This is a genomic window from Mesorhizobium sp. CO1-1-8 (assembly GCF_020164875.1).
Lineage (GTDB): Bacteria > Pseudomonadota > Alphaproteobacteria > Rhizobiales > Rhizobiaceae > Mesorhizobium.
Map to the genome: position 1 here is coordinate 215,736 of NZ_JAIUGZ010000012.1, position 22,501 is coordinate 238,236.

Consider the following 22,501-nt stretch of genomic DNA (forward strand, 5'->3'; position numbering starts at 1 on the left):
TCAGGCGGCCTCGTCGACCAGCAAGGCGGCTGTCGGCAGGCGCCCCATGACGGAGACCGCCTGCGAAGTCGTCGTGACGTCGCGCATCGGGGTGGCGTTCAGCGTGGCGACGAGCACGATCTCGTCGGCCATGGCGACCAGCGGCGAGGCATTGAGATTGTCGGCCAGCGCGCCGCCGTCGATGACGACGAGCTCGAAACTCCGGCTGGCCCGCGCCAGCATCTGCTGCGCAAAATAGATGCCATGCGCTTCCTGGAAGACCGCCTTTGAGCGGCCCCTGCCCAGCACGGCAACGTTGCTGCCGGCGGCGTAATGGCTGACGGCCTCGAAGGCGTACTCGCCGCGCAGCACATCGAGGATTCCCGGCTGCGGATCCTTCTGGTCGCCGCCGCCGGCATTGGCATCGATGAACAGCACACGGCTGCCCCTGGAGGCCGCGGCATTGGCCAGCAGCCGCGCCACCCGGCTGCGCTGCGCCCCTTCGCCCGGCGACGATGTCACCAGGATGGAAGGCACCAGCGGCCAGTCCGCCGGACGCTGGCCCGAACTGAACATGCGCCTCAGCGCAAGGCCGACGACGGCATCGGTCTTCTGGCTGGAGGCGGCGGCGCGCGCCCCGCCGAAAGGCCACCAGCGCGCGCCGGTGTCTGACTTTGCCGGCACCACCCCCAGCACCGGCGCGTCGATGGCCGACTGCATCTGGGCGCTGGAAAGCACTGTCGGCGAGGAATATTCGGCGATCAGCGCCAGACCGGTGCCGAGCCCAAGGCCGCCGAATATCGCGCCCAGCAACAGCAGCGGCAAAGGCGGCCAGCTCTTCTTCAAGGCGGGCATGGCGTTGGAAATGATGCGCGCATTGGTGCTGTCGACATTGATCTGCTCGCGCGTCTCCTGGGCGCGCTGGAGATAATTCGAGTAGACGGAGCGCAGCGCCTCGAGATCGCGTTGCAATTCGCGCAGCCGCACCGAGGCCTGGTCGGTGTCGAGCGACTTGCTCTTCATGCCCGCGACCTTGGCTTCCAGCGCCTGCTGGTTGGCCAGCGCCCGTTCGTAGTCGGTCTCGGTGGCGGTGGCGATGCGGCCGAGTTCGCGCGCGATCAGCTGGCGCGTGTCGCGCAGCTGCTGCTGGGCTGCGATCAGCGAGGGATGACGCGGCCCCAGCTCCGTGCCGAGCTGCGAGACCTGGTCGACCAGCGTCGCCTCTTGCGCCCGCAGGCTCGAAATCACCGCCGAGCGCATTGCTTCCGAAGTTGCGTCCGCCGTGCCGCTCTGCCGGCGCATCTGGTCGACCTGCGCCTTCAGCGCCGCAGTGCGGCTTTGCGCCGCCGAAAGCTGCGTGTTGATCTCGGTCAGTTCCTGGTCGCTGACCAGATTTCCCGCCGCCATCACCATGTTGTTGGCGGACTTGTAGGCCTCGACGGCATTCTCGGCCTGCTGGACGCGCTTGCGCTGCTCGTCGAGCCGCGCGGTGATCGACTCGGAGGCGTCCTTGGCCATTTTCGCGCGCGCGCTCGCCTGGTCGACCAGGTAGGCCTGCGCGATGGCGTTGGCCAGGAGGGCGGCTTTGTCGGCGCTCTTGGCGGTGACAATGACGTCGAGGACCAGCACCTTGTCGGCCCGCTTCACCGCCAGGCGCCGGCGCAGCGCGTCGAGTGTCTGCACCGACCTGTCGCCCTCGGCTGATGCCGAACCGAGCAGGCGCGACAGCAAGCCCTGCCCGTTGAATTCCGGATCTTGCGTCAGGTTTGTCGCCGCGATCGCCCGCATCAGCACGCCTGTCGACTGGACCACGCTGACCTGGCTCTCGACCTGCGTGATGCCGCCATCGGGTGAGATACGGCTGGGATTGACGTCGTTGGTGACCACCTGCAGATCCTGCGGATCGATCAGGATTTCCGCAGCCGAGCTGTACAGCGCGGGCGTGAAAAGGCCGTAGAGCAGGGCGGCTAGCGTCAGCAGTGCGACGGTACCGAAGATCCAGAACCGGCGGCGCACCAGGATGCGCTTCAGATCACCCAGTTCGACAGTCGAAGCAGCGTATGATCCCGCGCGTGCCGCATCCGGAGAGTGTTGCTGAGGAACCATGGGCAGGGATGATTGCATGGCTGCCTCCGACAATACTCCATAGGCCGGCAAGATCAGTTTGCGGCGCTAACCTAGCTATTCCTCCAACTGTTAAAACATTGTTAATTATGTTGAGAGGTGAGGTGAATTTTGGCACGCGGTTTGCTTAAAAATATACATATCGAGATGTTGGCTACGCAGCGAGCGGAGACGGATGCAAATGGGGTTACAATTTGACCGGACCGGCCTGGCCGGCAAGGCCGGGCACCGCCTTTTCGGACCTCCAAAATGCAGATAAGCCTACGCTTGGACGGCGACTGCGTCCGCGCCTTTCACGTCACACTGTTGGAGCGCCTCGCCGCGCTCGACGAAGTCGAACTGTCAGTCGATGTCAGGCCGGCAGGCGGCGGCATTCCGCGCAGCGCTGCGGCCCTGTTTCAACTCGAAACGGCGATACACGGACTGTCCCATGATGGACTGGCCAAGCGTGTGCCGCTTTCGGCACTCGCGCCCTACCGGCAGTCCCCCGCTTCGCCTGACCTGATCGTCGACCTCTGCGGCGATGTCAGGTTGGAAAGCATACGGGTCTGGCGCGTCAGCTATGACGGCGCCGGCGGCGAAGCGGCCTTGCTGGCCCTGATCCTCGCAGGTCGCACACCGCTTGCCCGCATCGAGGAGAACGGCGTTGCGATCGCCGCCGGGCGTCTGGGCACCGAATATGGCGGTATCGCGCTGGCGTCCTTCCAGGATATGCTGGCGCGCACGGCAAGCCTTATCATAGCTGCCCTGTCAGGCGCGGCAAAGTCCGTGCCTGATCTGCCCGAGCCGGCGCAGGCGGGCAGCCCGCCACCAATGCCCTCGTCCGGCAAGCTTGCAGTCAGAGCCGGCAAGGCGCTGGCGCGGCGGATCGTTCAGAAGATCTATCACCTTTGCTACAACGCGCCGCACTGGAAGGTCGGCTGGCGGCAAACCGGGGGCCGCGATCTGTTCGACCTGCGCGCGCATCCGGCGTCGGGTTGGCAAGAGCTGCCGGACGATGGCAGCCGCTTCTACGCCGATCCGTTCCCCATCCTCTACCAGGGCCAGCTGACCCTGTTCGTCGAGGACTATATCCATCGGCTCGGCAAAGCCATCATCTCCGCCGTTCCCTTCGGCCCGGCAGGCCCGCTCGGACGGCCTGAACCGGTGCTGGACCTGCCCTACCATCTCTCCTACCCCTTCGTCTTCGAGCGCGACGGCGAGGTCTGGATGGTGCCGGAAAGCTGCGCCAACGGCACGGTCGATCTCTACCGGGCCACCGCCTTTCCCGGCGGATGGGTCAAGGAGGCGACGCTTCTGGCCGGCGTCGTCGCCAGCGACGCCACGCTTGTCGAGCATGGCGGCGCCTGGTGGCTGTTCGCCACCGTCCGCGACGGCGGCGGCGCCTTCTCCGACACGCTGCATCTGTGGTCGGCGCCGGATTTTCGCGGCCCCTGGACGCCGCACCCCAAAAATCCCGTGCTGATCGACATCGCCTCGGCGCGGCCGGCCGGCCGCATGGTCAGGCGCGGCAACGACCTGCTGCGCCCGGTCCAGGACTGCCGTAGGAGCTATGGCGCGGCGCTTGGTATCGCACGCATTTCTCACCTTGATTTGATCGGCATGGAGCAGGTCGTTGAAACCATCTTAAATCCAGGTGCGCTATGGAGTGGGCGTAAACTTCACACGCTCAACGAGGCTGGCGGCTTTGAGTTCATCGACGGGTCGGCGATCGCACCGCGCTGGAAGCAGCGGGCCCGCGATTAACCTAAACATTGGTTACTACCAGGCACGCGCCCCGGTTGCTTGCGGTTGATTTAGGTCCGGAAGATGTTTTCTACCGGAGATTGTGAAACGTGCAGTTGCCACCAGAAAGGGCAGCAAAATGAGTATCTCAGAGGCTGGCCCGGCCGAAGTCGATGTGGCGATCGTCGGCGCCGGAATGGCTGGGACCACCTTGGCAATGGTGTTGGGACAAGCCGGCCGCAAGGTGGCGCTGATCGATCCGCACCGCGTCCACCACGAGGAGTTCCGGGCCGAGAAGATCGGCATGGATCAGATGCTGTTGTTCGAAAAGCTCGGCCTCGATGCGACACTCAAGCGTCTCGTCACCTCGACGACCGACACGCATGTCTTTCGCCTCGGCCAGTTCTTCGCGCATGAGAAGAAGGCTGAATTCACATTCTCCTATGGCGCGCTGATCAATGGCCTGCGCGACGCCTTGCCTCCGCAGGTGCCGCTGACGGTCGGCAAGGTAACCGAGGTCTCGACTGGACCGGACCGGCAGCGGCTTGTGCTAGCCGACGGCACCGTCATCGATGCCCGCCTGCTGGTGGTGGCAACCGGTCACGGCGAGGCGGTGCGGCGCGCCGTCGGGGTCCAGCGTATCGAGCAATCGAAGGCGCATTCACTGTCGATGGGATTCGACCTCGCCATCTCGCCGCGCGAATTCGGTCATCAGTCCGTCACCTGCTACAGCAGGCGGGCTGCCGACCGTGTCGCCTACATCAGCATCTTTCCCCTCGGCGACAAGATGCGGGCGAACATGTTCCTCTATCGCAATGTGGCCGAGCCGTGGACGAGGGCGTTTCGCCAGGAGCCGCAAAAGATGCTCTGCGAACTGATGCCCGAAATAGCAGTGCGATGCGGCAACTTCGAAGTCGCAAGTCCTGTCGAGGTCAGGCAGATCAGTCTGAGCACCACGCAAGGCCATCGCCGCGACGGGGTCATCTTCATCGGCGATGCTTTCTGCACGACGTGTCCAACGCCGGGCGTCGGCATCGGGCGCGTGATGACCGATGTCGATCAGCTCCATTCGGTTCACATTCCGCGCTGGCTCGAAACACCGGGTATGGCGGCTGACAAGATCAACGCCTTCTATGACGATCCGGTCAAGGTGGCTGCCGACGAGGAGGGCATGCGGGTGAGTTACTATGCCAAGTCGATTACAGCCGACACCCGACTGGAATGGCGGGTAAGACGCCTGCGCAACAACACCGCGCGCCGGCTGATGATTGTCGGCCGCAAGGTCCGGCATCTGGGACAACGGCGGGCACCCGTGGCCGATATGCGATAGGGCGCGACCAGTCGCCTATCGATTGCCGCTATTGATTGCCCTTGTCAGGCGAATGCGTCAGGCGCCAATCAATCACTGAATTGGAGGTGTCGATGGGGCAGCCTGGGCCGTGACGCCCGAAAGCCTGTCGCGCTTCTGCATCGTGGTCAAACGCTTCTTCACTGTCGCATTGCCGGCACTCCGCACGGTGTTGTAAATCGTTTCATCCAAGGTATTTTGGCCATCGGGAACAGAGGGAATAGTTATGTCCAACAGCGCCTTGCCGCTGGTCATCAGTGCGCCGGAACCACGCACGCTCGACCTGATCTTCACAGCCCGGCAGCTGGGGCGGCTTAAGGCGCACTATCGCATTGTCGAGACGACCGCTGACGGCGTCGCGAAACTGCCGGCCGACGTGCTGGCCGAGGTGCGCTATATCATCGGCCAGCCGCCCATATCGCCCGAAACGCTCGACCAGATGAAGGCGCTACGCTGCGTCTTCAATGTCGAGACCAACCTCATCAACAACATGCCCTACGAGTCCTTGTTCGCGCGCGGCATCCATGTCGTCACCACCGGCTTGGTATTCGCCGAGCCGGTGGCCGAGCTTGGCCTGGCCATGGCGCTCAATCTCGCTCGCGGCATCGTCGACGCCGACCTTGCCTTCCGCCAAGGACAGGAACTTTGGGGCGGCGACGGCAACCAGACGGCGCGGCTCCTGTCCGGCGCCGATGTCGGCATCATCGGGTTCGGCGATCTCGGCCGCGCGCTCAACCGGCTGCTGTCGGGTTTTCGCACCCGCACCAAGGTCTTTGATCCCTGGCTGCCGCCATCGATCCTGATCGACAATGGCGTCGAGCCGGCCTCTCTCGACGAGGTGCTCTCGACCAGCGACTTCATCTTCGTCGTTGCCTCGGTGACCAGCGAGAACCAGGGTTTTCTCGGTGCCGACGCCTTTGCCGGCATGCGCAAGGGCGCCGCCTTCATCCTGCTCAGCCGCGCCGGCGTGGTGGACTTCCCGGCGCTGATGGCGGCGGTGAAGAGCGGCCACATCGTCGCCGCCAGCGACGTTTTCCCCGAAGAACCGCTGGCGCGGGACCATCCGGTGCGCGCCCTGCCCGGCTTCCTGCGCTCGGCTCACCGGGCCGGCGCGCTCGACATCGCCTTCAAGCGCATGGGCGATATGGTGCTGGAGGACATGGACCTGATCGACCGCGGCCTGCCGCCGCTGCGCTCCAAGCGCGCCGAGCGCGAGACGGTTTCGCGCATGCGTTCCAAGCCGGTCGACAGGAATTGAGGCGTGGATCTTCGTCACGGGTGGCCGACCCTCGATCAGGTCGGCTTGACAAGAGTGCGGCCGGCGATGACGCTGCCGCCATCGAACTTTGCGGAGGGAAGCCATGAACATGAAGAAGATCTATGAAAAACCGATGCTGTTCAAACGGCAGAAACTCTCCGCCGTGACGGCGCAGCAAGCCACGTCAGGAGCGATAGGGCCGACAGGCCCGACAGGCTGACGCCTCACGGCATCCAATGAAGGCAGCATTGGATGTGCCCGCGGGTCGGCGGCGAAACGGCAGTCGCTCGCAACTTCAGTGTTCATGGCTGCTCTTCGCTCTGCGGGCAACCGCCTCCATAAAAGAGCGGGCGGCAGCGTCACAAGCCGTTCTGGACGGTCCGTTCGCGGACAGCACGACCTCCGCGGCCTTCCGCGACATGCCGTATTTCCGGGCGAAGACCGCAGCGTCGTAAGGTTCGTTTTCGGCTGCCGGTGCCGCGGACGTGATGCTGGCCTTGGTCATTGGCGGGTCCGCCTGAAACTTTCGAGCAACTCGCCTTCATTGCGGCAGCCATTCTGAAACAGCGAAAACACCGTGGCCGCCAGCCGCTGCACGTCCGACTCCCCTGACATGCGGTCAAGTTTGCGCTCCAGGCAGACCCGATCGAAGACGCGCTGGCACAGCTGCAGATCGGAAGGATGGAAACCGGGATTGCGCTTATGAAGGCTCGACATAAGAAGCCCCTTTCGGAGCAGCGACCACTTCCTTGACGCTGTAGGTCAAAAAATGAAATCGGACTGAGCAAGAGTCAACATCGGCCTCATCATAGTAAGCATCGTACAATTCTCCCACCGGTCCGCCTCTCTTTTTCGAACGGTTCTCAGGCCCAGCGCGACATGGCGCTTTGTCATTAGCCGGCGGGATTTTATCGACCTCCCCGTGATCCGACGCTCTCAAGAAATATGTCGGTTTTGTACCAAGTGGCGTTTGGTACGTTTCCGACACTAACATTCAGGCCGATCTTTTCATATGCGAACGGCGTTGGGGGGCGCCGTGCTTCGAATTTCACATCGCATTCATAGCTTTATTCGTTCTGCGCCCCTATACTCAGGCCATCGTCCGCACGTTTTTACGGGCACGGACGGCTGGGAGACTGGATGGCTCTTGCCCTGCATTGGGCCACGCCATGTCTGATCCCAACAAAAACCATCAATACCGAAATCAGCTGCTGCGGCGGATGCCTGCGGCTGACCTGGCGCTGCTCGAGCCGCATATGCAGCGTTGCGACCTGCCGTTGCGCATGATGCTGGTGACGCCACAGATCCCGATCGAGGCCGTCTACTTCATCGAACAGGGCATCGGTTCGGTGGTCGCCAGCACGGCGAGTGGCCAAGAGGCCGAAGTGGGCCTCATCGGCTTCGAAGGCATGACGGCATACTCCCTGGTGATGGGCGACGACCGTGCGCCGCATGCCTGTTATGTCCAACTCGAAGGCGAGGCGATCCGCATCGAAGCCGGCGATTTCAAGGCAGCATTGGCGGCGAGTACGACCTTGCGCATGTTCCTGCTGCGCTTCGTCAACGCGCTACAAACCCAGTCCGGCTGCACCGCGCTCGTCAACGCGCGGCTGAAGCTCGAGGAGCGGCTGGCGCGATGGCTGCTCATGTGCGACGACCGTGTGCCGGGCGAACATCTCGCCATCACCCACGAATTCCTGGCCGTTATGCTTGGTGTCAGGCGGCCAGGCGTCACCGTCGCCCTCCAGCTGCTCGAAGGCCGCGCGTTGATCCGCTCGCGTCGGGGCGAGATCGTGATTCGTGACCGCGCCGGGCTGCTGGAACTGGCCAATGGCAGTTACGGCGAAGCCGAGGCCGAATATGCAAGGCTGATCGGCGAGATCGGCGCGGCCTGATCAGGAGCGGTTGCCGCGGGCATCCGGCTTGCCCGACGTCGCTTTGCCGGGCGGCGCCGCACCGCCTTCAAATGCGCTTCGGCCAATCGGCCCATCCCCGTCGATCGGCCCATCCCTGCCGATAGACCCATCCCTGTCTATCGGCAAGCCAGCATGCTCCAAGCTTGCAAGCTTGCACTTCGTCTGCTCGGCCGCCGCTCCGACAAGGCAGTCGATGGTGAACATGGCACCGGCGTGCTCGCTTGCCGCGACCGCCTGGCGGATCTTCGTCAATTGCGCTTGTGTGTAGTCCAGAAGCTCGACCAGGCCGGTATGATCCAAACCGCCCTCCATTGCAGGATGTCGAGAGGCCGATCTGAGGTCGCTCTTGCCACCGAAATACGCCCATTTACGCGGCTTGCATAGCCGGACTGTCAGAATCGTACGGTCGGCGCGCTACCGGATCCTTGCCCTATTGGCCGAAGGTCCATCTTCGCATCTTCGCTATGTCATGCAAGTGTATATAAGCTATCGCTTGAATACTGGTCCGTACGTCTGTCGGGGAGATGTCGTGCCAATTCGCGAGAATCTCGCCGCCAATCTCAGGCGGCTGATCCAACGCCACGCTTCCGTCAGCGCGGTGTGCCGTGAGCTTGGCATCAACCGCACCCAATTCGAGCGCTATCTGCAAGGCAAGGCGGTTCCCAACAAAGCCACCGCCAGGCTGATCTGCGACTATTTCAAGATCGACGAGGATGTGCTGTATCGCGAGCCGGCCGCTGCGGCAGCCAAGGGCGACAGCAATGCAGCGCTGCGCCAGGCACTGTACGAGAACATGGTGCGGCCGCCGTCGCCTGCCATCGCCGAAGGTACGTATTTCACCTATTTTTCGATCCCCGGCCGACCCGATTTTTTGATGCGCTCGGTCACCTTCGTGCGGCGTGAGGCCGATCTCGTCACCTTCAGGCGGGTGACGCGCTGGGCTGCGGGCGATGGCCAGGGTGGCGCGAGAATACCCGGCAACCATTATGGCGTGGCGATCTCGCGCCTGAACTGGATCTATTTCACAGGCATCAACCGCCGCCAGACAAGCGAGCCCTCGATCATGACCCTACAATGGGCTCCCATCTCCGAACCAGTTCTGGTCGGCAGGGCGATCGTCCTCACCGGATCGGGGCCGGCCTTTGTGTCGGTCATCATGCGGCAGGACGTCACCAGGCTCAGCATGAGGCGAGCGATGCAGATGGCCCATATCGTCAGTCTCGACAACCCCAGCGTCGATCGGCTGGTGGTCAGTCTTGCACGAGAGATCCACTAAACTCGCTTTCCACGGGAAAAGTCGGGGAAAGTTTCAAGTTTTCGGCTATATTTTTCTTCGTTTCGGGATTTTTGCGCAAAAACTGCCGGAACTTTCATCCAAACCTGTCGTTTTCCAACTGATCGTTGCTTCGACGATCCCAAAGCAACAGGAGGAATACGCCATGAACATCAAGATGATCTGTTTCGGCGCGATGACGCTCTCGATGGTTGCGGGCTCGGCGCTGGCCGCTGGTAATACCGGCACGTCGGCTCTCGACGATCCGGCCAAGATGCAGCCCTTCTACACCGATAGCGGCATGAAGACGATGGTCAGCAATGACGCTTTCGTGAAAGCCTGGAAGGCCCTTACGCCGGACGACCAGACCGCGATGATGAAGGCCTGCGAGGACGAGTCGAAGGACGCCACTGCGGCCAACAGCCATCCCGAATTCTGCAGCAGCGTGAAAGCGAACGGCGGCAGCAAGTAGCAGTCCAGCGAACCGATGCGAAACAGCCCTTAGCGGGGCTGTTTTTGCGTCTGCCGCAGCCGGTGCAGACAAGCCAGCCAGGCAGGCCAGCCAGGCAGGATTGAGCCCGGCCGGCACGCCGGCCCATCTCCCATTCCTGCCATATTGCACTGCGATAAATTTGTTGCGTTGCGATATCGGCTTACCCGACCGACACTGTCCAGGGGTTGGGCTTGCACGAAGGAGCCGTCGTGGCAGCATCGTTCCGGCCGGACATACAAGGATTGCGCGCGCTCGCCGTCGGCGGCGTCGTCGCCTACCATTTCGGCTTCACCGCGCTTCCCGGCGGCTTTGCCGGCGTCGATATCTTCTTTGTCATCTCCGGCTGGCTGATCACTACCCACCTCATGCAGGAGATCGGCGAGACCAGCCGGCTCGATCTCTGGCGCTTCTATGCCAGGCGCGCGCGGCGCCTACTGCCGGCAGCGTTGTTCGTCATCATGGTCACGCTGGCCGCCGGCTACTTCATCCTGGCGCCGCAGGAGCAGGCGCTCTATTCGCGCGGCGCCATGTTTGCCTCCGCCTATGCCATCAATCTGTGGCTGCTGCGCTGGTCGTTCGACTATTTCGCCGCCGACGCCACCAGCAATCCCTTCATCCACTTCTGGTCATTGTCGGTGGAGGAGCAGTTCTATCTGGCCTGGCCGGCGCTGCTTCTGCTGGCGGCCTGGCTGCGGCCGGGCCGGCGAACGGCCGCAGCCGTGATCGGCGTGGTCGGCCTCGCCTCCTTCGCCGCCTGCCTGTGGCTGACCAGCGCGGCGCCGGCCTGGGCCTTCTATTTCTCGCCGCTGCGCGCCTGGGAGTTCGCTGCTGGCGGCCTGGCGACGCTGGTCCCCATGGCTTTGCTGCAGCATCGCATCTGGCTGCGGCCAGCCCTTGGCTGGCTCGGCCTGGCGCTGATCGCGACAGCCTATCTCCTGTTGAGCGAGGACCTGCCCTTCCCCGGCTGGTACGCGCTGCTGCCGGTTGCCGGCACCGTTCTGGTGCTGCTGAGCGGCGTCGGCGAGAAGCAGACCAACGGGCGGACCCACCGGCACGCCCTTGGACCGGCCACAGCGTTGTCGATGCCGCCCTTGCAATGGATCGGCACGCTCTCCTATTCGCTCTATCTCTGGCACTGGCCGGTCATCGTCTATGCCGGGATGCTGGCGCCGGACCTTTCCGTGCCGCAGCGGCTGGGCTGCGGCGTGCTGGTGCTGGCGCTGTCGGTGCTCACCTATCACCTCATCGAGAACCCGGCACGGCGCGGCGCCTGGCTGACGGTGGGCGCTCGCGCGCTCGCTCCGGCGCTCGCCCTTACCGGTGCCGGCGTGGCAGTCGCCTATGCCAACGCGCATCTGGCCACGCGCAACATCGGCCCCGAGCAGCGCGGCATCGAACAGGCGGCCGAAAAACCCTCCATCGCACGCGCCGTCGACAAGGGCTGCCTGGCCGATTTCCAAACGGTGACGCCAAAACCCTGCACGTTCGGCCCGACCGACGCCACCCGCACCATCGTGCTGTTCGGCGATTCGCACGCCGACCACTGGTCGACGCCGCTGATCGAAGCGGCCCAGCGCAACGACACAAAGGTGGTCACCTACCTCAAATCATCGTGCCGCGCCTCGCGGCTCTCCACCTTCAACACGGTGCTGAAGCGCGACTACACCGAATGCGACGCCTGGCGCGAGCAGGCCATATCAGAGATCATCCGCCGCAAGCCGCGCCTGGTGGTGATCTCCGAATTTTCCATCGGCAATCTGACCCGCGACCTGCCCGCCGCCGAACGCACCGCCGAAGTAGCGCGCTGGCAGGCTGGCCTGCGTTCTACCTTGCAGGCCTTCAGCCGGGCCGGTGTCGAGACGGCTGTCATCCGCGACACGCCGATCAACGCCAGCTTCGCCGACTCCTGCGTGGCGCGCACCCTGTGGTGGCGCGAGGCACCCTCGCCGCACTGCGACACGCCAAGGGCCGAAGCCGCCAACGACAGCACCGCCGCCGCCGAGCGCGCCGTGGTGACCAGCGTGCCCGACACCCGCTACATCGACCTCACCAATCAATTCTGCGGCCCGACCGCCTGCCACGTCGTCATATCAGGCAAACTGGCGTTTCGCGACAGGCACCATCTGGCGACGGCATTCGCCGAGACCCTGGAGGGACCGCTGGAGCGGGCCTTGTTTTAGGCGCTGCGCCCCGATCCGCAGTGGTCATCACATCTTACCAGTCTGCGGAACGGGGCCGCAGCTCAGGGGTATATTAGCTCAACCTTGAAAAGGAGGCAGCTATGAAGAAGCTCCTGCTGATTTGGGTTATTGCCATTGCTTCGGCAACGGCGATGATTGCCCCTGCGGATGCTCGCAGCCGCATCACCATCGGCATTGGCGGCTACGCAGATGACTATTACGGCGACGACTACTACGATGGGTACGACTATGGTGATCGCTACCTCTATCGTGACCGCTACGTTCATCGCCCTTATTATCAGTATGACGTCTATGACAATGACTACCGACCGCGTTATTTCCACAACCGCCACCATTGCCGCATCAAGCTGATCAAGCACTGGCGCCATCACCACAGGATCATCGAAAAAATCCGCGTCTGCAGATGACTTGATCAGTTGGTACGGGTCCGGCCGGCATCCCCGGCCGGCTCCATTTCACCATCACCGCCTCATCATCATCATCCCATAATGCACCGCCAGCAGATCCAGCCCCACCTTCAGCAGCTTCGTCACCACGTTCCGGCCCTCGCCGGTCTGCTCAGACAGGCGCTTGAGGGAACCGTCCGCGCAGCAGACTTGTCGCACCACGGCGGCCACCTCCCAATGGCCTAGCGCTCTTGTGGCGGCGGCATAGGCCCTGCCGGCGTCGAGAACGCTGTCGGCGATGCCGCCGCCCTCGCGGCCGCCGTCGACACGCTCGGTCCATCGCATCGGCTTGACGCTCGCCTGCTGGCTGCAGCGGAAATCCTCGCGGTAGCGCAGGCCGGCCTCGCGCTGCTGGCGCGACAACGAGGTGATACCGATGAGCGCATCGATGGCGCGCACCCGCACGATGCCGCCGGTCGCGGCGTAGCCGTCATTCGACACCTCGTAGACACGGGCAGCCTCCAGCGTGCCCGCCGCCAGCCGCTTGCGGCCGAAGGCGTCGTCCCTGAGCGCGAAATCATGGCCGATCTCGCGACGTATGCGCACCTGCTCGGCCTCGCCCTTCGGCAATTTCGGCGCCTGCGGTTTTGCGGGTCTGGTCTTTTTGCTCATGGGAGGCTCCTGGTTTGGGGTAGGTGGTGGAGGGGCCGGCAAGTGGCGATCCTTCGCGCGCCTGGCGCCCTGCTGGGCATATCCCGTGGTCGACAGAGCGGAGCGGGCCGCCGTTGGGTTGGCCTTCAATGAACCGGGGTCATCACCCACTGCGCCAGCATCCTTGCCGCCCGGCATCCAGGCTGATGGAACCGGCGCGAGTTTTCGACGTTATGTCGCGTCCATGCCAAGGGGAGGTTCGCCGATGACAGCCTTCATGCCGGTTACCGTGCGCTTTTGCGATAACAAAACCATGCTGGTCAGTTCGGTGGCCGGGGCCGCCGAGGCACTGCGCCACCAATGGCCCGACAAGACAGCACCTGGCTTTGTCGAGGCTTCCCGGCTGGTTGCGCTCGCCGTCGACGGCATCTGCTGCCAGCGCATTGCGTTCGACGCCTTCACCAGGGCGGCCAAGCAGCAGAACATACTGGTGGCCAGACCCAAAAGCCGCGCCCATGACTGGCTGGATGCAGTGGCTAGCCCGTGAGGATCGCGCGCCGGCCGAAAAATTGATGCAACCGGCCGCCATCGGGGCGCGTTTATGGATGCGGTAGCTGGAGCCGCGCGCAAAGCGAAGGTGAACGCCGTGGGTACGATGAAAACCGGAGTGCCGCTCAAAGTGCGGGTGGAAGATGAGATCGAAGAGATCGACAGCGTCACCGAAGCCGCCGATTTTCTGCAGCGCTGGCCGCTGGAGCGGCGCGGCCATGTGTACCGGAGCGCGCTGAACGCCTGCAGCGCGGCGATCGCCGCGCAGATTTCGGACGCCGACGCCATGAAGGTGTTTACCGGTTTTGCGCGGGTGACCGGCATATTGATCGCCGAAGGCAACCCAGCCATGGCGATGGACGCACGGAGCGTACAGAGCCGCACGCCCAAGCAGGGCCGGCAAATGCCGAAATAGGGTTTTGACGATAAGGCCGCCGCCTCTTTCTCCCCGTTCACGGGGGTGAGGCGTGGTCCGCGCAGCGGACGAAAGCCAATTGCTTGGCTTTTCGAACAGCGAACGCCGGGCAAGGCAGTGAGGAGCGCCAGCGCTTCGGTAAGTGGCTCCTGAGCCAGATGCTTGAAGTTCATATCTGCTTTCACCTGCTCCCATCCGCCTCCCGGCGCCTTCTCCCCCGTAAGTGACGGGGAGAAGGGACGCTTCACTCAGCTGCCGCCACAAAAACACGGCGGCGAAAGCGCGCCTCGTGATAGGCGCAATAGCTTTTCAGCCCCTTGGTGCGCATGCCGCAGCACAGCATGTTGGCGTCCGGGCGGCTGCCTGGCGCATCCCCTTCTTCGGCAATAGAGCTGTCCGTATCCACTTCCACCGTCAGATCCAGCGGCGCGCGGCAGCGTGAAAACAGGCAATCGATGAAGCGCATCGCCACGCCGTGCGGCTGCCGGCCGATGGCCGCGCGCGGCGGCGCCGGCATCTCCAGGCGATAGGCTACGCCGTCGGCGATCAGCACACCCGCCTCGCGCACGAACGAATGGGCGCGCCTGGGCCGGGCCACTTCACGCGCATGGATGTCCTTGGCGGCAAGCACGCCATGCATCTTGCCGACGACAGGCGTCGCAGTCGCCGGCGCGCCATTCGCCCGCTTGCTTTCAGCGCGCTTGCTCCCGGCCTGTCTGGCTCGCGGCGGCGGCCCCTTGCCATTGGCAAAACCGATCGCGCCCAGCACGGCGTTACGGTGCACGATGCCGATGATGGCGTCGCGCGACACCGGGCTGCCACGCAGCGCGCTGAACGCGACTGCAATCCTGGAGGCTGAAAGCCCGTCCTTCAGCCAGCGGCCGATCTCGTGCAATTCCGCGTCGCTATAGCTTGCCATATCCAGTTCCATCCAAAGTTCGGCCTTCGGCCGCGCGCCGTCAGGCAAGCGTCAGGGTTTGACCCGGTTGGCCGGGCCGCGATCGGGGTTGTCTTTTCAAGCCGGCTTGGCGCCGGGTCAGCCTCTGCGGGCCAATCCCAGCCAGCGAGTCTCAGCCGGGATTGGGCCGATCGCAGGCGGCGAGGCTCGAAAGCCGCGCTTCGGCGGTTTTCCTGTCAGGCGCGGAAATCGCCCTGCCCGTTGCCAGGTCGAGCAGGATCACGGCGCCATCCTCGGTGCGGATGCACGACCGAGCAGGCCGACCGGCGCCATGCCGGTCGAATTGGGGGCGGAGCCGTTGGGAGCGGCGGCTCCGGCCGTTCCGGTCGCCGGTGGCGGGCGAGCCGGACCCGAGGCTGGTGCATTGAAGCACCGAGCCTCGGGTTTCACCCCGGCCGGGGAGGAGGACGGCCGGGGCGAAAGGGAATGGGTGCCGGCGACAGTCGCCGGATGTGCCTCGCATGAGGCCGGCGCCTCGGCGCCAGGGAAGCTGGACAGGTTTTGCATGACCGGATATAAGCATAACTCAAAGCATTATGCAAGTCATTCTTTCATAGACGAGAGCCACTTTCATCGCTCACATGGGTGCCATGGCAAGAACGGAACTGTCGATCAGGGTCGGGGCGGCGATCCGCAAGGCACGCAAGCAGCGCGGCCTGGTCATGCGCCACATTGCCGAGCACAACGACACCGATGTCGCCGCCGTCGGCAACTGGGAAACCGGCCGCAATCTGCCCAAGACCGAGAACCTCCTGAAGACCGCCGCCTTTCTGCGCGTCGACCCGGTGGCGCTGGGCCAAGGGCAGGTCGTCTTCCTCGACGATGCCGGACCGGTCGCCGATGCGGAGATCGTCACCGATGCTGGTCCGCTACCCGCCGGGTCGATGGATATCGAGGTGCTGGGCGCGGCCGTCGGCGGCGACGATGGCGACTTCACCTTCAACGGCGAGCCGGCGGGTTACGTCCAGCGCCCGCCGGGCGTGCGCAACCTGCCGAAGGTGTTCGCCCTGCACGTGCTCTCGGATTCCATGGTGCCGCGTTACGAGCCCGGCGACCTGATCTATTGCGGCGGCCGCGACGCGGTGCCCGGCGACCACGTGGTGATCGAGACCTTCCCGGAGGAAAACGAACGGAACGGCAAGGCCTTCATCAAGAAGCTGGTCAGGCGCACGGCGGGGGAGTTGGTGGTCGAGCAGTACAACCCGCCGAAGACGCTGACCTTCAACCGCTACGCCATAAAGCATGTCTGGCGCGTGATTCCGCTGAAGGAATTGCTGGGCTATTGAGGACGGGGTGCTCTTCCTCCCTGTGGGAGAAGGTAAAACCGGCACCCTTCCTTTCGACAAAACTCAAGCCCGCCTCGACCCCTCCAGCGGCACCTCGCGGTCGCTCAGCATCCGCGATTCGCTGCGCACCCGCTGGCGCTCATCGATGAATGCCGCCTGGATCGTAACGGTAGCGCCCGGCAGCCCGTCGGCGCGGCAGGCCGAGCAGACGATGCGGCCCGACAGGGCGGCCAGCGGCGTATTCCCCGTCACCCCGAACCGCTTCAACTGATCAGGCCGCCACCATCGGTTGCGGCCGCAATCGGCACACTCCACCGATATCGAGGCGACATGCGCGATTGTTGGTTCCCTGCCTGGCAGTGCCATCGCCCCTCCTGCGCCTTTTTGTTCCTTATTTGTTCGCATAATCCTGCGTTTTGCGCCGAGAGTCGAGTCGCAGTTTTCAAACAGTCCCAAAAGTTTTTCTTCTACATTTATTTGAGTTATGCTTATATCAACTCGTGAATGTGAGTCGGGGCGTGCCCCACCACCACATCAAGTCCGGGAGTGACGATGGACGCCGCCGATTTTGCCCGCGCCTGCGGTTATACCGGCGACAGCCCTGCCTTGCTTGAAGCCTTCGAAGCCATCCGCCGCAACGGCATCGCCCACGCCCGTCAGGATCACGTCAAGCGCAAGGCGGTGATCGACGAGTTGAAACAGTCACAGGCGCTGTTCCTAGCCGCGATTGGCCCGGCGCTGTCGGCGCACGAAGCCATCGAGGACGCCGCCCGCTTCATCGCCTGCTGGCGCAACATGCCGCGCTGGCGCCAGGAGCGGCGCCTGCCCGACCTGATCAGGGCCAAGCAACAACGGCTGGTGGCGCGCTTTTTTCGTCGCCATGGCCATCTTCTGTGGGCGCGCGAAGCAGCGTGAGGACTGGACCAGCCATTTGCGGGTTCCATCTTTCTTTCTAGACTGCACAGGGGTGGCTGATCGTTCGACGTGCATAGTTTGGAATGTTCAAGACTGCCCGTTCAAAATTTCAAACCTGGATAACGGCCGGCGCAGGAACCATCGCCGCCCTGCTCGTCGCCGGCCTGATGGGCGCGTTCGGCGCCCTGCCCGCCCGCGCGCCGCCGCAATTGCAGTCCGATGCCGCCATTGATGCCGGACGCTGGCGTGTCCAGCCGGTGCGCGCCTATGTCAGCCGCGCCAAGGTCTATGGCGTGCCGCTGAAACCAGGCCAGAAGGCGTTGGTGCTGGAGACCGACATGACCAACCGCACGGCGCAATCCGACAAGGCCTATTTCAATGTCTTCAGGCCGGGCGGGATCGACCTGCCCGATCCCATGCCGATGATCGCGCTGACCCGCGATTCGACGCTGACGCCGGAACTGCATCCCGGCATGACCGAGCGCATGGCCTATGTCTGGCCGCTTGCCCGTGACGCCGCCGTGCCGGCAAATCTCAGCTTCGGCGTCACCGCCGAAATCTTCAAGCCGCGCGACAACCTTTACGGCACGCCCGGCTGGTTCAATCCCTATCGGCTCGGCACCGTTACCATGCCGGTCGCCGACCTTGCGGCCTTGTCGGCGCTGCGCTGCGTGGCCAGCACATGCGGCAGGCCGGGGCGCAGCACATGGAACATCGCCACCGTTACCACCAGCTGCGCCAGCGCCACCAGCGTCAGCATCGCCAGCCCGGCGAAGTGATTGGCCAGCGCCACTTTCCCAGCCAGTTGCAGGAGGAGATCGCCGACCAGCACGCCGGCCAGCGCCAGGCCACAAGCTGCGGCCAGAATCGCCGCAGCAGCGAAAAACCTAGGGTGATCGGTCTGATCATATCGGCAAACATGAGGTTCTCTCACGATGCCACCCGCCAAAACCTTTCTAGCAAAGCATGATTGTTTTGCAAGGAATGGGGGCCGTTACCTGTCAAGCGTAGGTGCGAGGCGCCCCCCTCTGTCCTGCCGGACAGAGGGGGGGCGGGCGCGCGCCAACATCCCTTTGTTCTCACCGTCTCACCCGCGATTTCAGCCAGCGATCAAACGCCACTGCCAGGATCAGGATCAGCCCGATGACGATGCTTTGCGTATACGACGATACGTTGTTGAACTGCAGCCCGTTCTGCAGCACGCCGATGAGCGCCGCGCCCACCACCGTGCCGCCGACAGAGCCGATGCCGCCGAACAGCGAGGTGCCGCCGATGACGACGGCCGAAATGACCGTCAGCTCGTAGCCGATGCCGGCGACCGCTTCCGAGGAGTTCAGCCGCGCCGACAGCACGAAGGCGGCGAGCCCGGCGAAGAAGCCGACGATGACATAGACCGAGACCAGGATACGGTCGACGCGCAGGCCCGACAGCCGCGCTGCTTCCGCATTGCCGCCGACGGCATAGACGGCGCGGCCGTAGCGGGTATAACGCAGCACGATGTGGCACAGGATGGCGGCCGCCGCGAAGATCAGCGCCGGCACCGGCACGGGGCCGATCAGCCCGGTGCCGAACCAGCGCATCGAGGCGTCGAAGCCCGAGATCGGGCCGCCATTGGAGATGGTCAGCGTCAGGCCGCGAAACACCGTCAGCCCGCCCAGCGTGACGACGAAGGGCGGCACTTTCAGCCGGGTGATGACAAGCCCCTGCACACCGCCTGCAGCGGCTCCCACCACGACGGCGGCCAAAAGGGCGGCGAACCAGCCGAACCCTTGCGTGCCGGAGGTCGACAGCGACAGTGTGTTGGCCGATCCGCCCTTGGCGACCACGGCGGCGACCATGCCGCAGAAGGCGAGCAGCGAGCCCACCGACAGGTCGATGCCGGCGGTGAGGATGACGAAGGTCATGCCGAGCGCGATCAGCCCGGTGATCGATATCTGCCTTGTGATGTTGAACAGGTTGATCGGGTCCATGAAGCTCGGCTTCAGCACGGTGAAGACGATGATCAGCGCCACCAGGAACAGCAGCGGCCCGAAGCTCATCAAAAGCCGCGCGAAGTTGATGCCGCCGCGCTGATCCTGTTCCCCCGCCACGCTCATAGTGTCTCCTTGCGGTCGAGTGCCATCAGTTCCATCAGTCTTTCCTCGTTTGCCTCGACGCCCGGCATCTGGCCGGTGATGCGTCCCCGGCGCATGGTGACGATGCGGTCCGACACAGCCAGCACCTCGGGCAGCTCGGACGAAATCATCATCACCGCAATGCCGCGCGCCGCAAGCTGCACCAGGATCTGGTGCACCTCTGTCTTGGCGCCGACATCGACGCCGCGCGTCGGCTCGTCGACGATCAGCACTTTCGGATCGCGCGCCAGCCAGCGCGCCAGGATCACCTTCTGCTGGTTGCCGCCCGACAGGCCCTCGATCGCCTGCTCGGCCGAAGCCATGCGGATCGACAGCATCTTGCGAAACCCGGAGAGCGCATCGCGCTCGCGCCGCTCGGCCATGAAGCCGAAACCGTTGCTGAAGCTGCCCAGCGAAGCAATGGAGAAATTCGGCAGGATGCCCAGCGCGGCAAAGATCGCCTGGTGCTTGCGGTCCTCCGGCACCAGGCCGATGCCGAGCGCAATGGCGTCCGCGGGTGATGCCGGGGCGATCGGCTTGCCGTCGAGCGTGATGGTGCCGGCAGCGATCCGGTCGGCGCCGAAGATGGCGCGCGCCAGTTCCGTGCGGCCCGAGCCGACAAGCCCGGCAACGCCGAGGATTTCACCGGCCTTGAGGTCTATGTCGACGCCGTCGAGCACGATGGCGTGGGGCGCCTCGGGGTCGCGGACGGTGCGCAGGCCGCGCACCGACAGCACGACATCGCCGGCCACCGCGCGTTGCGCCGGCCGGGCGTAGAGCTCGGACGCCGCGCGGCCGACCATCTTCTCGATGATTTTGGGTAGCGCGATCGGTCCACCCTCACGGTCGAGATGTCCGGCCAGCCGACCGTCGCGCAGCACCGTCATGCGATCGCATATGGCGGACGCTTCCTCCAGCCGGTGGGTGACGAACATGATGGCGACCTTGTCCTCGCGCAGCCGATCCATGATCGACAGCAGCCGCTGCACCTCGGTCTCGGTCAGCGCCGAGGTCGGCTCGTCCATGATGATCAGCCGGCTTTTCAGCGACAGCGCACGGGCAATCTCGACCAGTTGCTGTTCGGCCACCGACAGCGCCGACACCGGTGTCATCGGGTCTATGGAAAGACCGACGCGGGCGATGATCGCGCGCGACTCCTGCTCCATGCCCCTCCAGCTCACCAGCCCGAACTGGCCGATCGGCGCGCGGCCGATAAAGATATTCTCCGCCACAGTCAGCGTCGGGATCAGGCTCAGTTCCTGGTAGATGGTGACAATGCCGAGCCGCTTGGCATCCTGCGGGCTGGAGGGATGATAATCGGCACCGTCGAAAGTGATGCGGCCGCCCGACGGCGGCATGACGCCCGAGAGGATTTTCAAGAGTGTCGATTTGCCGGCGCCGTTCTCGCCCAGCAGGCCGAGGATTTCGCCGGGTCGGATGTCGAGCGAGACATCGCTGAGCGCGGTCACGCCCGAGAAATGCTTGGTGATGCCCTCGACGGCAAGCAGGATGGGTGATGCGGCTTCAGCTGCTGGCAATGGTGGCTTCCTCGATGCAGGTCATGCCGGCTCCGTCAGCGCTTGAACACCCCCCTCTGGCCTGCCGGCCATCTCCCCCGCAAGGGGGGAGATCGGCTGCCCGTTCTGTTATCGCCAATCTCAAACGTTGAACAAAAGGCGCCGCCGGCGAAGCTGCCAATCTCGCCCCTTGCGGGGGAGATGTCCGGCAGGACAGAGGGGGGTGCTGTCCCGCCGGCTTACCAATATAGCCTACTTCGTCTCGCCAATCCGCTCCGCCTTGTCGAGATTGTCCTTGCCGATGACGATCGGCGTCAGCAGCACCAGCTTCTCCTTCGGCTCGGTCTTGTCCTTGGCAAAGGCGACCGCGATGCGCACCGCCGTGCGCGACTGCTCGCCGGGAAACTGCTCGACGGTGCCGGCAAGCTTGCCGTCGCGCACCGCGACCAGCGCTTCCGGCAACGCATCGAAGCCGTAGATCTTGACGTCGGTGAAGTTGCGCGCGGCACAAGCCTCCATGGCGCCCAGCGCCATGTCGTCATTGGCGCAGACGATGGCGTCCGGCTTGCCATTGGCGGCAAGGCCGGCCTCGGTCACCGACAGCGCCTCGGCGCGGGCGAAGTTGGCGGTCTGCTCGAAGACGATCTGATACTTGTCCTTCAAGGGATCGAGCACATTGTGCACGCCCTTGTTGCGGTCGATCGCCGGGCCGGCACCGGGCTGGCCCTGCAGATGGAACAGCTTGGCACCGTTGGGGAACGCCGCCACCACGGCGTTGGCTTCCGCCTCGCCGCCCTTCACATTGTCGGCGCCGACATGGGCGAGGATGCCCTCGACGCCGTCAACGCGGCGGTCGATCGTCACCACGGGAACGCCGGCCTTGACCGCTTCCTCGATGGCCGGCGCCAGTGCGTTGACGTCGAGCGGCGAGATGACGATGGCGTTGACCTTCTGCACCAGGGCGGCCTCGATGTCGGCGGTCTGCTTTGTGGCCGAGTTCTGGCCGTCGCTTTCGGTCAGATTGACGCCTTGCGTGGCGGCTTCCGCCTTGATCTCGTTCAGCATGTGCACGAAGAACGGAAAGCCGAGACTGGGCACCGAGCCAAGGATGGTGAGCTTGTCCTGCGCAAACACCGAGGGCGCGGCAACCATCATGGTGCCGAAAGCCGCGGACGACAGCAGGAATTCACGTCTGTTCATGGGATCCTCCTCCACAAGAACGCACGACCCGAAAACCGGGATCGGTTTCAGGAAGGATCATGCGTCGGTTCAAAGTGTGGAGCATCCTCCCTGCGCCCGAAAACGCATGCCGCTCCAGCTGGCCGCCGCTGTAAAAAGAGCCTCCCACCGACGCCTGCGCAGGGATGCTAACCCAGGGCCAACCATTTGTGCA

Annotated in this window: 25 protein-coding genes and 1 pseudogene; 14 read left to right on the top strand and 12 right to left on the bottom strand. The window is 64.2% G+C overall.

Annotated features, from left to right (window positions below; translation table 11 throughout):
- Positions 1–2,103 carry a GumC family protein gene (locus LB558_RS23290; protein ID WP_224699677.1) on the bottom strand — a complete coding sequence of 701 codons (2,103 nt, stop codon included), beginning with the start codon at positions 2,101–2,103 and terminating at the stop codon, positions 1–3.
- Between the two features lie 249 nt (positions 2,104–2,352).
- On the opposite strand from LB558_RS23290, the gene LB558_RS23295 reads away from it, so the two are divergent.
- Together LB558_RS23295 and LB558_RS23300 are read left to right on the top strand one after the other, a co-directional pair.
- Positions 2,353–3,849 carry a formyl transferase gene (locus LB558_RS23295; RefSeq protein WP_224699678.1) on the top strand — a complete coding sequence of 499 codons (1,497 nt, stop codon included), beginning with the start codon at positions 2,353–2,355 and terminating at the stop codon, positions 3,847–3,849.
- Positions 3,850–3,967: 118 nt separating this feature from the next.
- Positions 3,968–5,158, top strand: coding sequence for an FAD-dependent oxidoreductase (locus LB558_RS23300; RefSeq protein ID WP_224699679.1), 1,191 nt, complete (start codon positions 3,968–3,970; stop codon positions 5,156–5,158).
- Between the two features lie 72 nt (positions 5,159–5,230).
- On the opposite strand, the gene LB558_RS23305 is transcribed toward LB558_RS23300, so the two are convergent.
- Positions 5,231–5,431, bottom strand: a complete 201-nt coding sequence (locus tag LB558_RS23305; protein ID WP_224699680.1) for a hypothetical protein — start codon at positions 5,429–5,431, stop codon at positions 5,231–5,233.
- Here LB558_RS23305 and LB558_RS23310 point away from each other — a divergent pair.
- Both LB558_RS23310 and LB558_RS23315 read left to right on the top strand, forming a co-directional pair.
- Entirely contained in the window at positions 5,403–6,434 is a 1,032-nt protein-coding gene (locus tag LB558_RS23310; protein ID WP_224699681.1) for a hydroxyacid dehydrogenase, read from the top strand. The genes LB558_RS23305 and LB558_RS23310 overlap by 29 nt on opposite strands.
- Positions 6,435–6,537: 103 nt before the next feature.
- Positions 6,538–6,654 carry a putative RiPP precursor gene (locus LB558_RS23315; protein WP_318011663.1) on the top strand — a complete coding sequence of 39 codons (117 nt, stop codon included), beginning with the start codon at positions 6,538–6,540 and terminating at the stop codon, positions 6,652–6,654.
- Between the two features lie 75 nt (positions 6,655–6,729).
- Here LB558_RS23315 and LB558_RS23320 read toward each other — a convergent pair whose 3' ends face one another.
- Both LB558_RS23320 and LB558_RS23325 read right to left on the bottom strand, forming a co-directional pair.
- Positions 6,730–6,939 (bottom strand): hypothetical protein, encoded by a 210-nt coding sequence (locus LB558_RS23320; RefSeq protein ID WP_224699682.1) that lies wholly within the window; start codon positions 6,937–6,939, stop codon positions 6,730–6,732.
- On the bottom strand, positions 6,936–7,151 hold the full coding sequence (locus LB558_RS23325; protein ID WP_224699683.1) for a hypothetical protein: 216 nt from the start codon (positions 7,149–7,151) through the stop codon (positions 6,936–6,938). Before LB558_RS23325 ends, LB558_RS23320 begins: the two co-directional genes overlap by 4 nt.
- A gap of 452 nt (positions 7,152–7,603) precedes the next feature.
- Here LB558_RS23325 and LB558_RS23330 point away from each other — a divergent pair, with 452 nt between their 5' ends.
- Positions 7,604–8,329, top strand: coding sequence for a Crp/Fnr family transcriptional regulator (locus LB558_RS23330; protein WP_224699684.1), 726 nt, complete (start codon positions 7,604–7,606; stop codon positions 8,327–8,329).
- Here the strand turns inward: LB558_RS23330 and LB558_RS23335 are convergent, their stop codons facing one another.
- Positions 8,330–8,650, bottom strand: a complete 321-nt coding sequence (locus tag LB558_RS23335; RefSeq protein WP_224699685.1) for a hypothetical protein — start codon at positions 8,648–8,650, stop codon at positions 8,330–8,332.
- Positions 8,651–8,879: 229 nt separating this feature from the next.
- Between LB558_RS23335 and LB558_RS23340 the strand changes: the two genes are divergently transcribed.
- The 4 genes from LB558_RS23340 (at position 8,880) to LB558_RS23355 (ending at position 12,724) form a co-directional block, all read left to right on the top strand.
- Positions 8,880–9,626 (top strand): helix-turn-helix domain-containing protein, encoded by a 747-nt coding sequence (locus tag LB558_RS23340; RefSeq protein WP_224699686.1) that lies wholly within the window; start codon positions 8,880–8,882, stop codon positions 9,624–9,626.
- A gap of 163 nt (positions 9,627–9,789) precedes the next feature.
- Positions 9,790–10,095, top strand: a complete 306-nt coding sequence (locus tag LB558_RS23345) for a hypothetical protein (RefSeq protein WP_224699723.1) — start codon at positions 9,790–9,792, stop codon at positions 10,093–10,095.
- Between the two features lie 230 nt (positions 10,096–10,325).
- The gene (locus LB558_RS23350) at positions 10,326–12,296 is read left to right on the top strand and encodes an acyltransferase family protein (protein ID WP_224699687.1); all 1,971 of its coding nucleotides are present in this window, start codon (positions 10,326–10,328) and stop codon (positions 12,294–12,296) included.
- A 101-nt stretch (positions 12,297–12,397) separates the two neighbouring features.
- Positions 12,398–12,724 carry a hypothetical protein gene (locus tag LB558_RS23355; RefSeq protein ID WP_224699688.1) on the top strand — a complete coding sequence of 109 codons (327 nt, stop codon included), beginning with the start codon at positions 12,398–12,400 and terminating at the stop codon, positions 12,722–12,724.
- Between the two features lie 54 nt (positions 12,725–12,778).
- Here LB558_RS23355 and LB558_RS23360 read toward each other — a convergent pair whose 3' ends face one another.
- Complete coding sequence (locus LB558_RS23360; protein WP_224699689.1) at positions 12,779–13,375, bottom strand: DUF6456 domain-containing protein; 597 nt, start codon at positions 13,373–13,375, stop codon at positions 12,779–12,781.
- 244 nt (positions 13,376–13,619) lie between these two features.
- Here LB558_RS23360 and LB558_RS23365 point away from each other — a divergent pair, with 244 nt between their 5' ends.
- On the top strand, positions 13,620–13,901 hold the full coding sequence (locus LB558_RS23365; protein WP_127296282.1) for a DUF982 domain-containing protein: 282 nt from the start codon (positions 13,620–13,622) through the stop codon (positions 13,899–13,901).
- Positions 13,902–13,955: 54 nt separating this feature from the next.
- Complete coding sequence (locus tag LB558_RS23370; protein ID WP_224699690.1) at positions 13,956–14,318, top strand: DUF982 domain-containing protein; 363 nt, start codon at positions 13,956–13,958, stop codon at positions 14,316–14,318.
- 244 nt (positions 14,319–14,562) lie between these two features.
- Here the strand turns inward: LB558_RS23370 and LB558_RS23375 are convergent, their stop codons facing one another.
- Positions 14,563–15,237, bottom strand: a complete 675-nt coding sequence (locus tag LB558_RS23375; protein ID WP_224699691.1) for a GcrA cell cycle regulator — start codon at positions 15,235–15,237, stop codon at positions 14,563–14,565.
- Between the two features lie 620 nt (positions 15,238–15,857).
- Between LB558_RS23375 and LB558_RS23380 the strand changes: the two genes are divergently transcribed.
- Positions 15,858–16,562, top strand: a complete 705-nt coding sequence (locus tag LB558_RS23380; protein WP_224699692.1) for an XRE family transcriptional regulator — start codon at positions 15,858–15,860, stop codon at positions 16,560–16,562.
- Positions 16,563–16,625: 63 nt separating this feature from the next.
- On the opposite strand, the gene LB558_RS23385 is transcribed toward LB558_RS23380, so the two are convergent.
- Complete coding sequence (locus LB558_RS23385; protein WP_224699693.1) at positions 16,626–16,928, bottom strand: hypothetical protein; 303 nt, start codon at positions 16,926–16,928, stop codon at positions 16,626–16,628.
- Between the two features lie 186 nt (positions 16,929–17,114).
- Here LB558_RS23385 and LB558_RS23390 point away from each other — a divergent pair, with 186 nt between their 5' ends.
- Both LB558_RS23390 and LB558_RS23395 read left to right on the top strand, forming a co-directional pair.
- Positions 17,115–17,477, top strand: coding sequence for a hypothetical protein (locus LB558_RS23390; protein WP_224699694.1), 363 nt, complete (start codon positions 17,115–17,117; stop codon positions 17,475–17,477).
- A gap of 83 nt (positions 17,478–17,560) precedes the next feature.
- Positions 17,561–18,256 (top strand): hypothetical protein, encoded by a 696-nt coding sequence (locus tag LB558_RS23395; protein ID WP_224699695.1) that lies wholly within the window; start codon positions 17,561–17,563, stop codon positions 18,254–18,256.
- 300 nt (positions 18,257–18,556) lie between these two features.
- Here LB558_RS23395 and LB558_RS23400 read toward each other — a convergent pair whose 3' ends face one another.
- The 4 genes and pseudogenes from LB558_RS23400 to LB558_RS23410 all read right to left on the bottom strand — a co-directional run bounded on the left by LB558_RS23400 (position 18,557) and on the right by LB558_RS23410 (position 22,308).
- Positions 18,557–19,573 carry an ABC transporter permease gene (locus LB558_RS23400; protein ID WP_027035281.1) on the bottom strand — a complete coding sequence of 339 codons (1,017 nt, stop codon included), beginning with the start codon at positions 19,571–19,573 and terminating at the stop codon, positions 18,557–18,559.
- Positions 19,570–20,616, bottom strand: a complete 1,047-nt coding sequence (locus tag LB558_RS23405; RefSeq protein WP_412033493.1) for a sugar ABC transporter ATP-binding protein — start codon at positions 20,614–20,616, stop codon at positions 19,570–19,572. Before LB558_RS23405 ends, LB558_RS23400 begins: the two co-directional genes overlap by 4 nt.
- A pseudogene (locus LB558_RS33245) lies at positions 20,611–21,039 on the bottom strand (ATP-binding cassette domain-containing protein); the annotation flags it as partial. The gene LB558_RS23405 and the pseudogene LB558_RS33245, both read right to left, overlap by 6 nt.
- Positions 21,040–21,360: 321 nt before the next feature.
- Positions 21,361–22,308 (bottom strand): substrate-binding domain-containing protein, encoded by a 948-nt coding sequence (locus LB558_RS23410; protein WP_224699697.1) that lies wholly within the window; start codon positions 22,306–22,308, stop codon positions 21,361–21,363.
- Between the last annotated feature and the right edge of the window lie 193 nt (positions 22,309–22,501).

Excerpts from the sequence above, each read along its gene's own strand:
- LB558_RS23360 (WP_224699689.1), bottom strand. The coding sequence starts at position 13,375 with ATGAGCAAAAAGACCAGACCCGCAAAACCGCAGGCGCCGAAATTGCCG.
- LB558_RS23370 (WP_224699690.1), top strand. The coding sequence starts at position 13,956 with ATGGATGCGGTAGCTGGAGCCGCGCGCAAAGCGAAGGTGAACGCCGTG.
- LB558_RS23295 (WP_224699678.1), top strand. The coding sequence starts at position 2,353 with ATGCAGATAAGCCTACGCTTGGACGGCGACTGCGTCCGCGCCTTTCAC.
- LB558_RS23305 (WP_224699680.1), bottom strand. The coding sequence starts at position 5,431 with ATGACCAGCGGCAAGGCGCTGTTGGACATAACTATTCCCTCTGTTCCC.
- LB558_RS23310 (WP_224699681.1), top strand. The coding sequence starts at position 5,403 with ATGTCCAACAGCGCCTTGCCGCTGGTCATCAGTGCGCCGGAACCACGC.
- LB558_RS23410 (WP_224699697.1), bottom strand. The coding sequence starts at position 22,308 with ATGAACAGACGTGAATTCCTGCTGTCGTCCGCGGCTTTCGGCACCATG.
- LB558_RS23325 (WP_224699683.1), bottom strand. The coding sequence starts at position 7,151 with ATGTCGAGCCTTCATAAGCGCAATCCCGGTTTCCATCCTTCCGATCTG.
- LB558_RS23355 (WP_224699688.1), top strand. The coding sequence starts at position 12,398 with ATGAAGAAGCTCCTGCTGATTTGGGTTATTGCCATTGCTTCGGCAACG.
- LB558_RS23375 (WP_224699691.1), bottom strand. The coding sequence starts at position 15,237 with ATGGCAAGCTATAGCGACGCGGAATTGCACGAGATCGGCCGCTGGCTG.
- LB558_RS23345 (WP_224699723.1), top strand. The coding sequence starts at position 9,790 with ATGAACATCAAGATGATCTGTTTCGGCGCGATGACGCTCTCGATGGTT.
- LB558_RS23320 (WP_224699682.1), bottom strand. The coding sequence starts at position 6,939 with ATGACCAAGGCCAGCATCACGTCCGCGGCACCGGCAGCCGAAAACGAA.
- LB558_RS23300 (WP_224699679.1), top strand. The coding sequence starts at position 3,968 with ATGAGTATCTCAGAGGCTGGCCCGGCCGAAGTCGATGTGGCGATCGTC.
- LB558_RS23365 (WP_127296282.1), top strand. The coding sequence starts at position 13,620 with ATGACAGCCTTCATGCCGGTTACCGTGCGCTTTTGCGATAACAAAACC.
- LB558_RS23290 (WP_224699677.1), bottom strand. The coding sequence starts at position 2,103 with ATGCAATCATCCCTGCCCATGGTTCCTCAGCAACACTCTCCGGATGCG.
- LB558_RS23405 (WP_412033493.1), bottom strand. The coding sequence starts at position 20,616 with ATGGACGAGCCGACCTCGGCGCTGACCGAGACCGAGGTGCAGCGGCTG.
- LB558_RS23330 (WP_224699684.1), top strand. The coding sequence starts at position 7,604 with ATGTCTGATCCCAACAAAAACCATCAATACCGAAATCAGCTGCTGCGG.
- LB558_RS23390 (WP_224699694.1), top strand. The coding sequence starts at position 17,115 with ATGGACGCCGCCGATTTTGCCCGCGCCTGCGGTTATACCGGCGACAGC.
- LB558_RS23385 (WP_224699693.1), bottom strand. The coding sequence starts at position 16,928 with ATGGCACTGCCAGGCAGGGAACCAACAATCGCGCATGTCGCCTCGATA.
- LB558_RS23315 (WP_318011663.1), top strand. The coding sequence starts at position 6,538 with ATGAACATGAAGAAGATCTATGAAAAACCGATGCTGTTCAAACGGCAG.
- LB558_RS23400 (WP_027035281.1), bottom strand. The coding sequence starts at position 19,573 with ATGAGCGTGGCGGGGGAACAGGATCAGCGCGGCGGCATCAACTTCGCG.
- LB558_RS23380 (WP_224699692.1), top strand. The coding sequence starts at position 15,858 with ATGGGTGCCATGGCAAGAACGGAACTGTCGATCAGGGTCGGGGCGGCG.
- LB558_RS23395 (WP_224699695.1), top strand. The coding sequence starts at position 17,561 with ATGTTCAAGACTGCCCGTTCAAAATTTCAAACCTGGATAACGGCCGGC.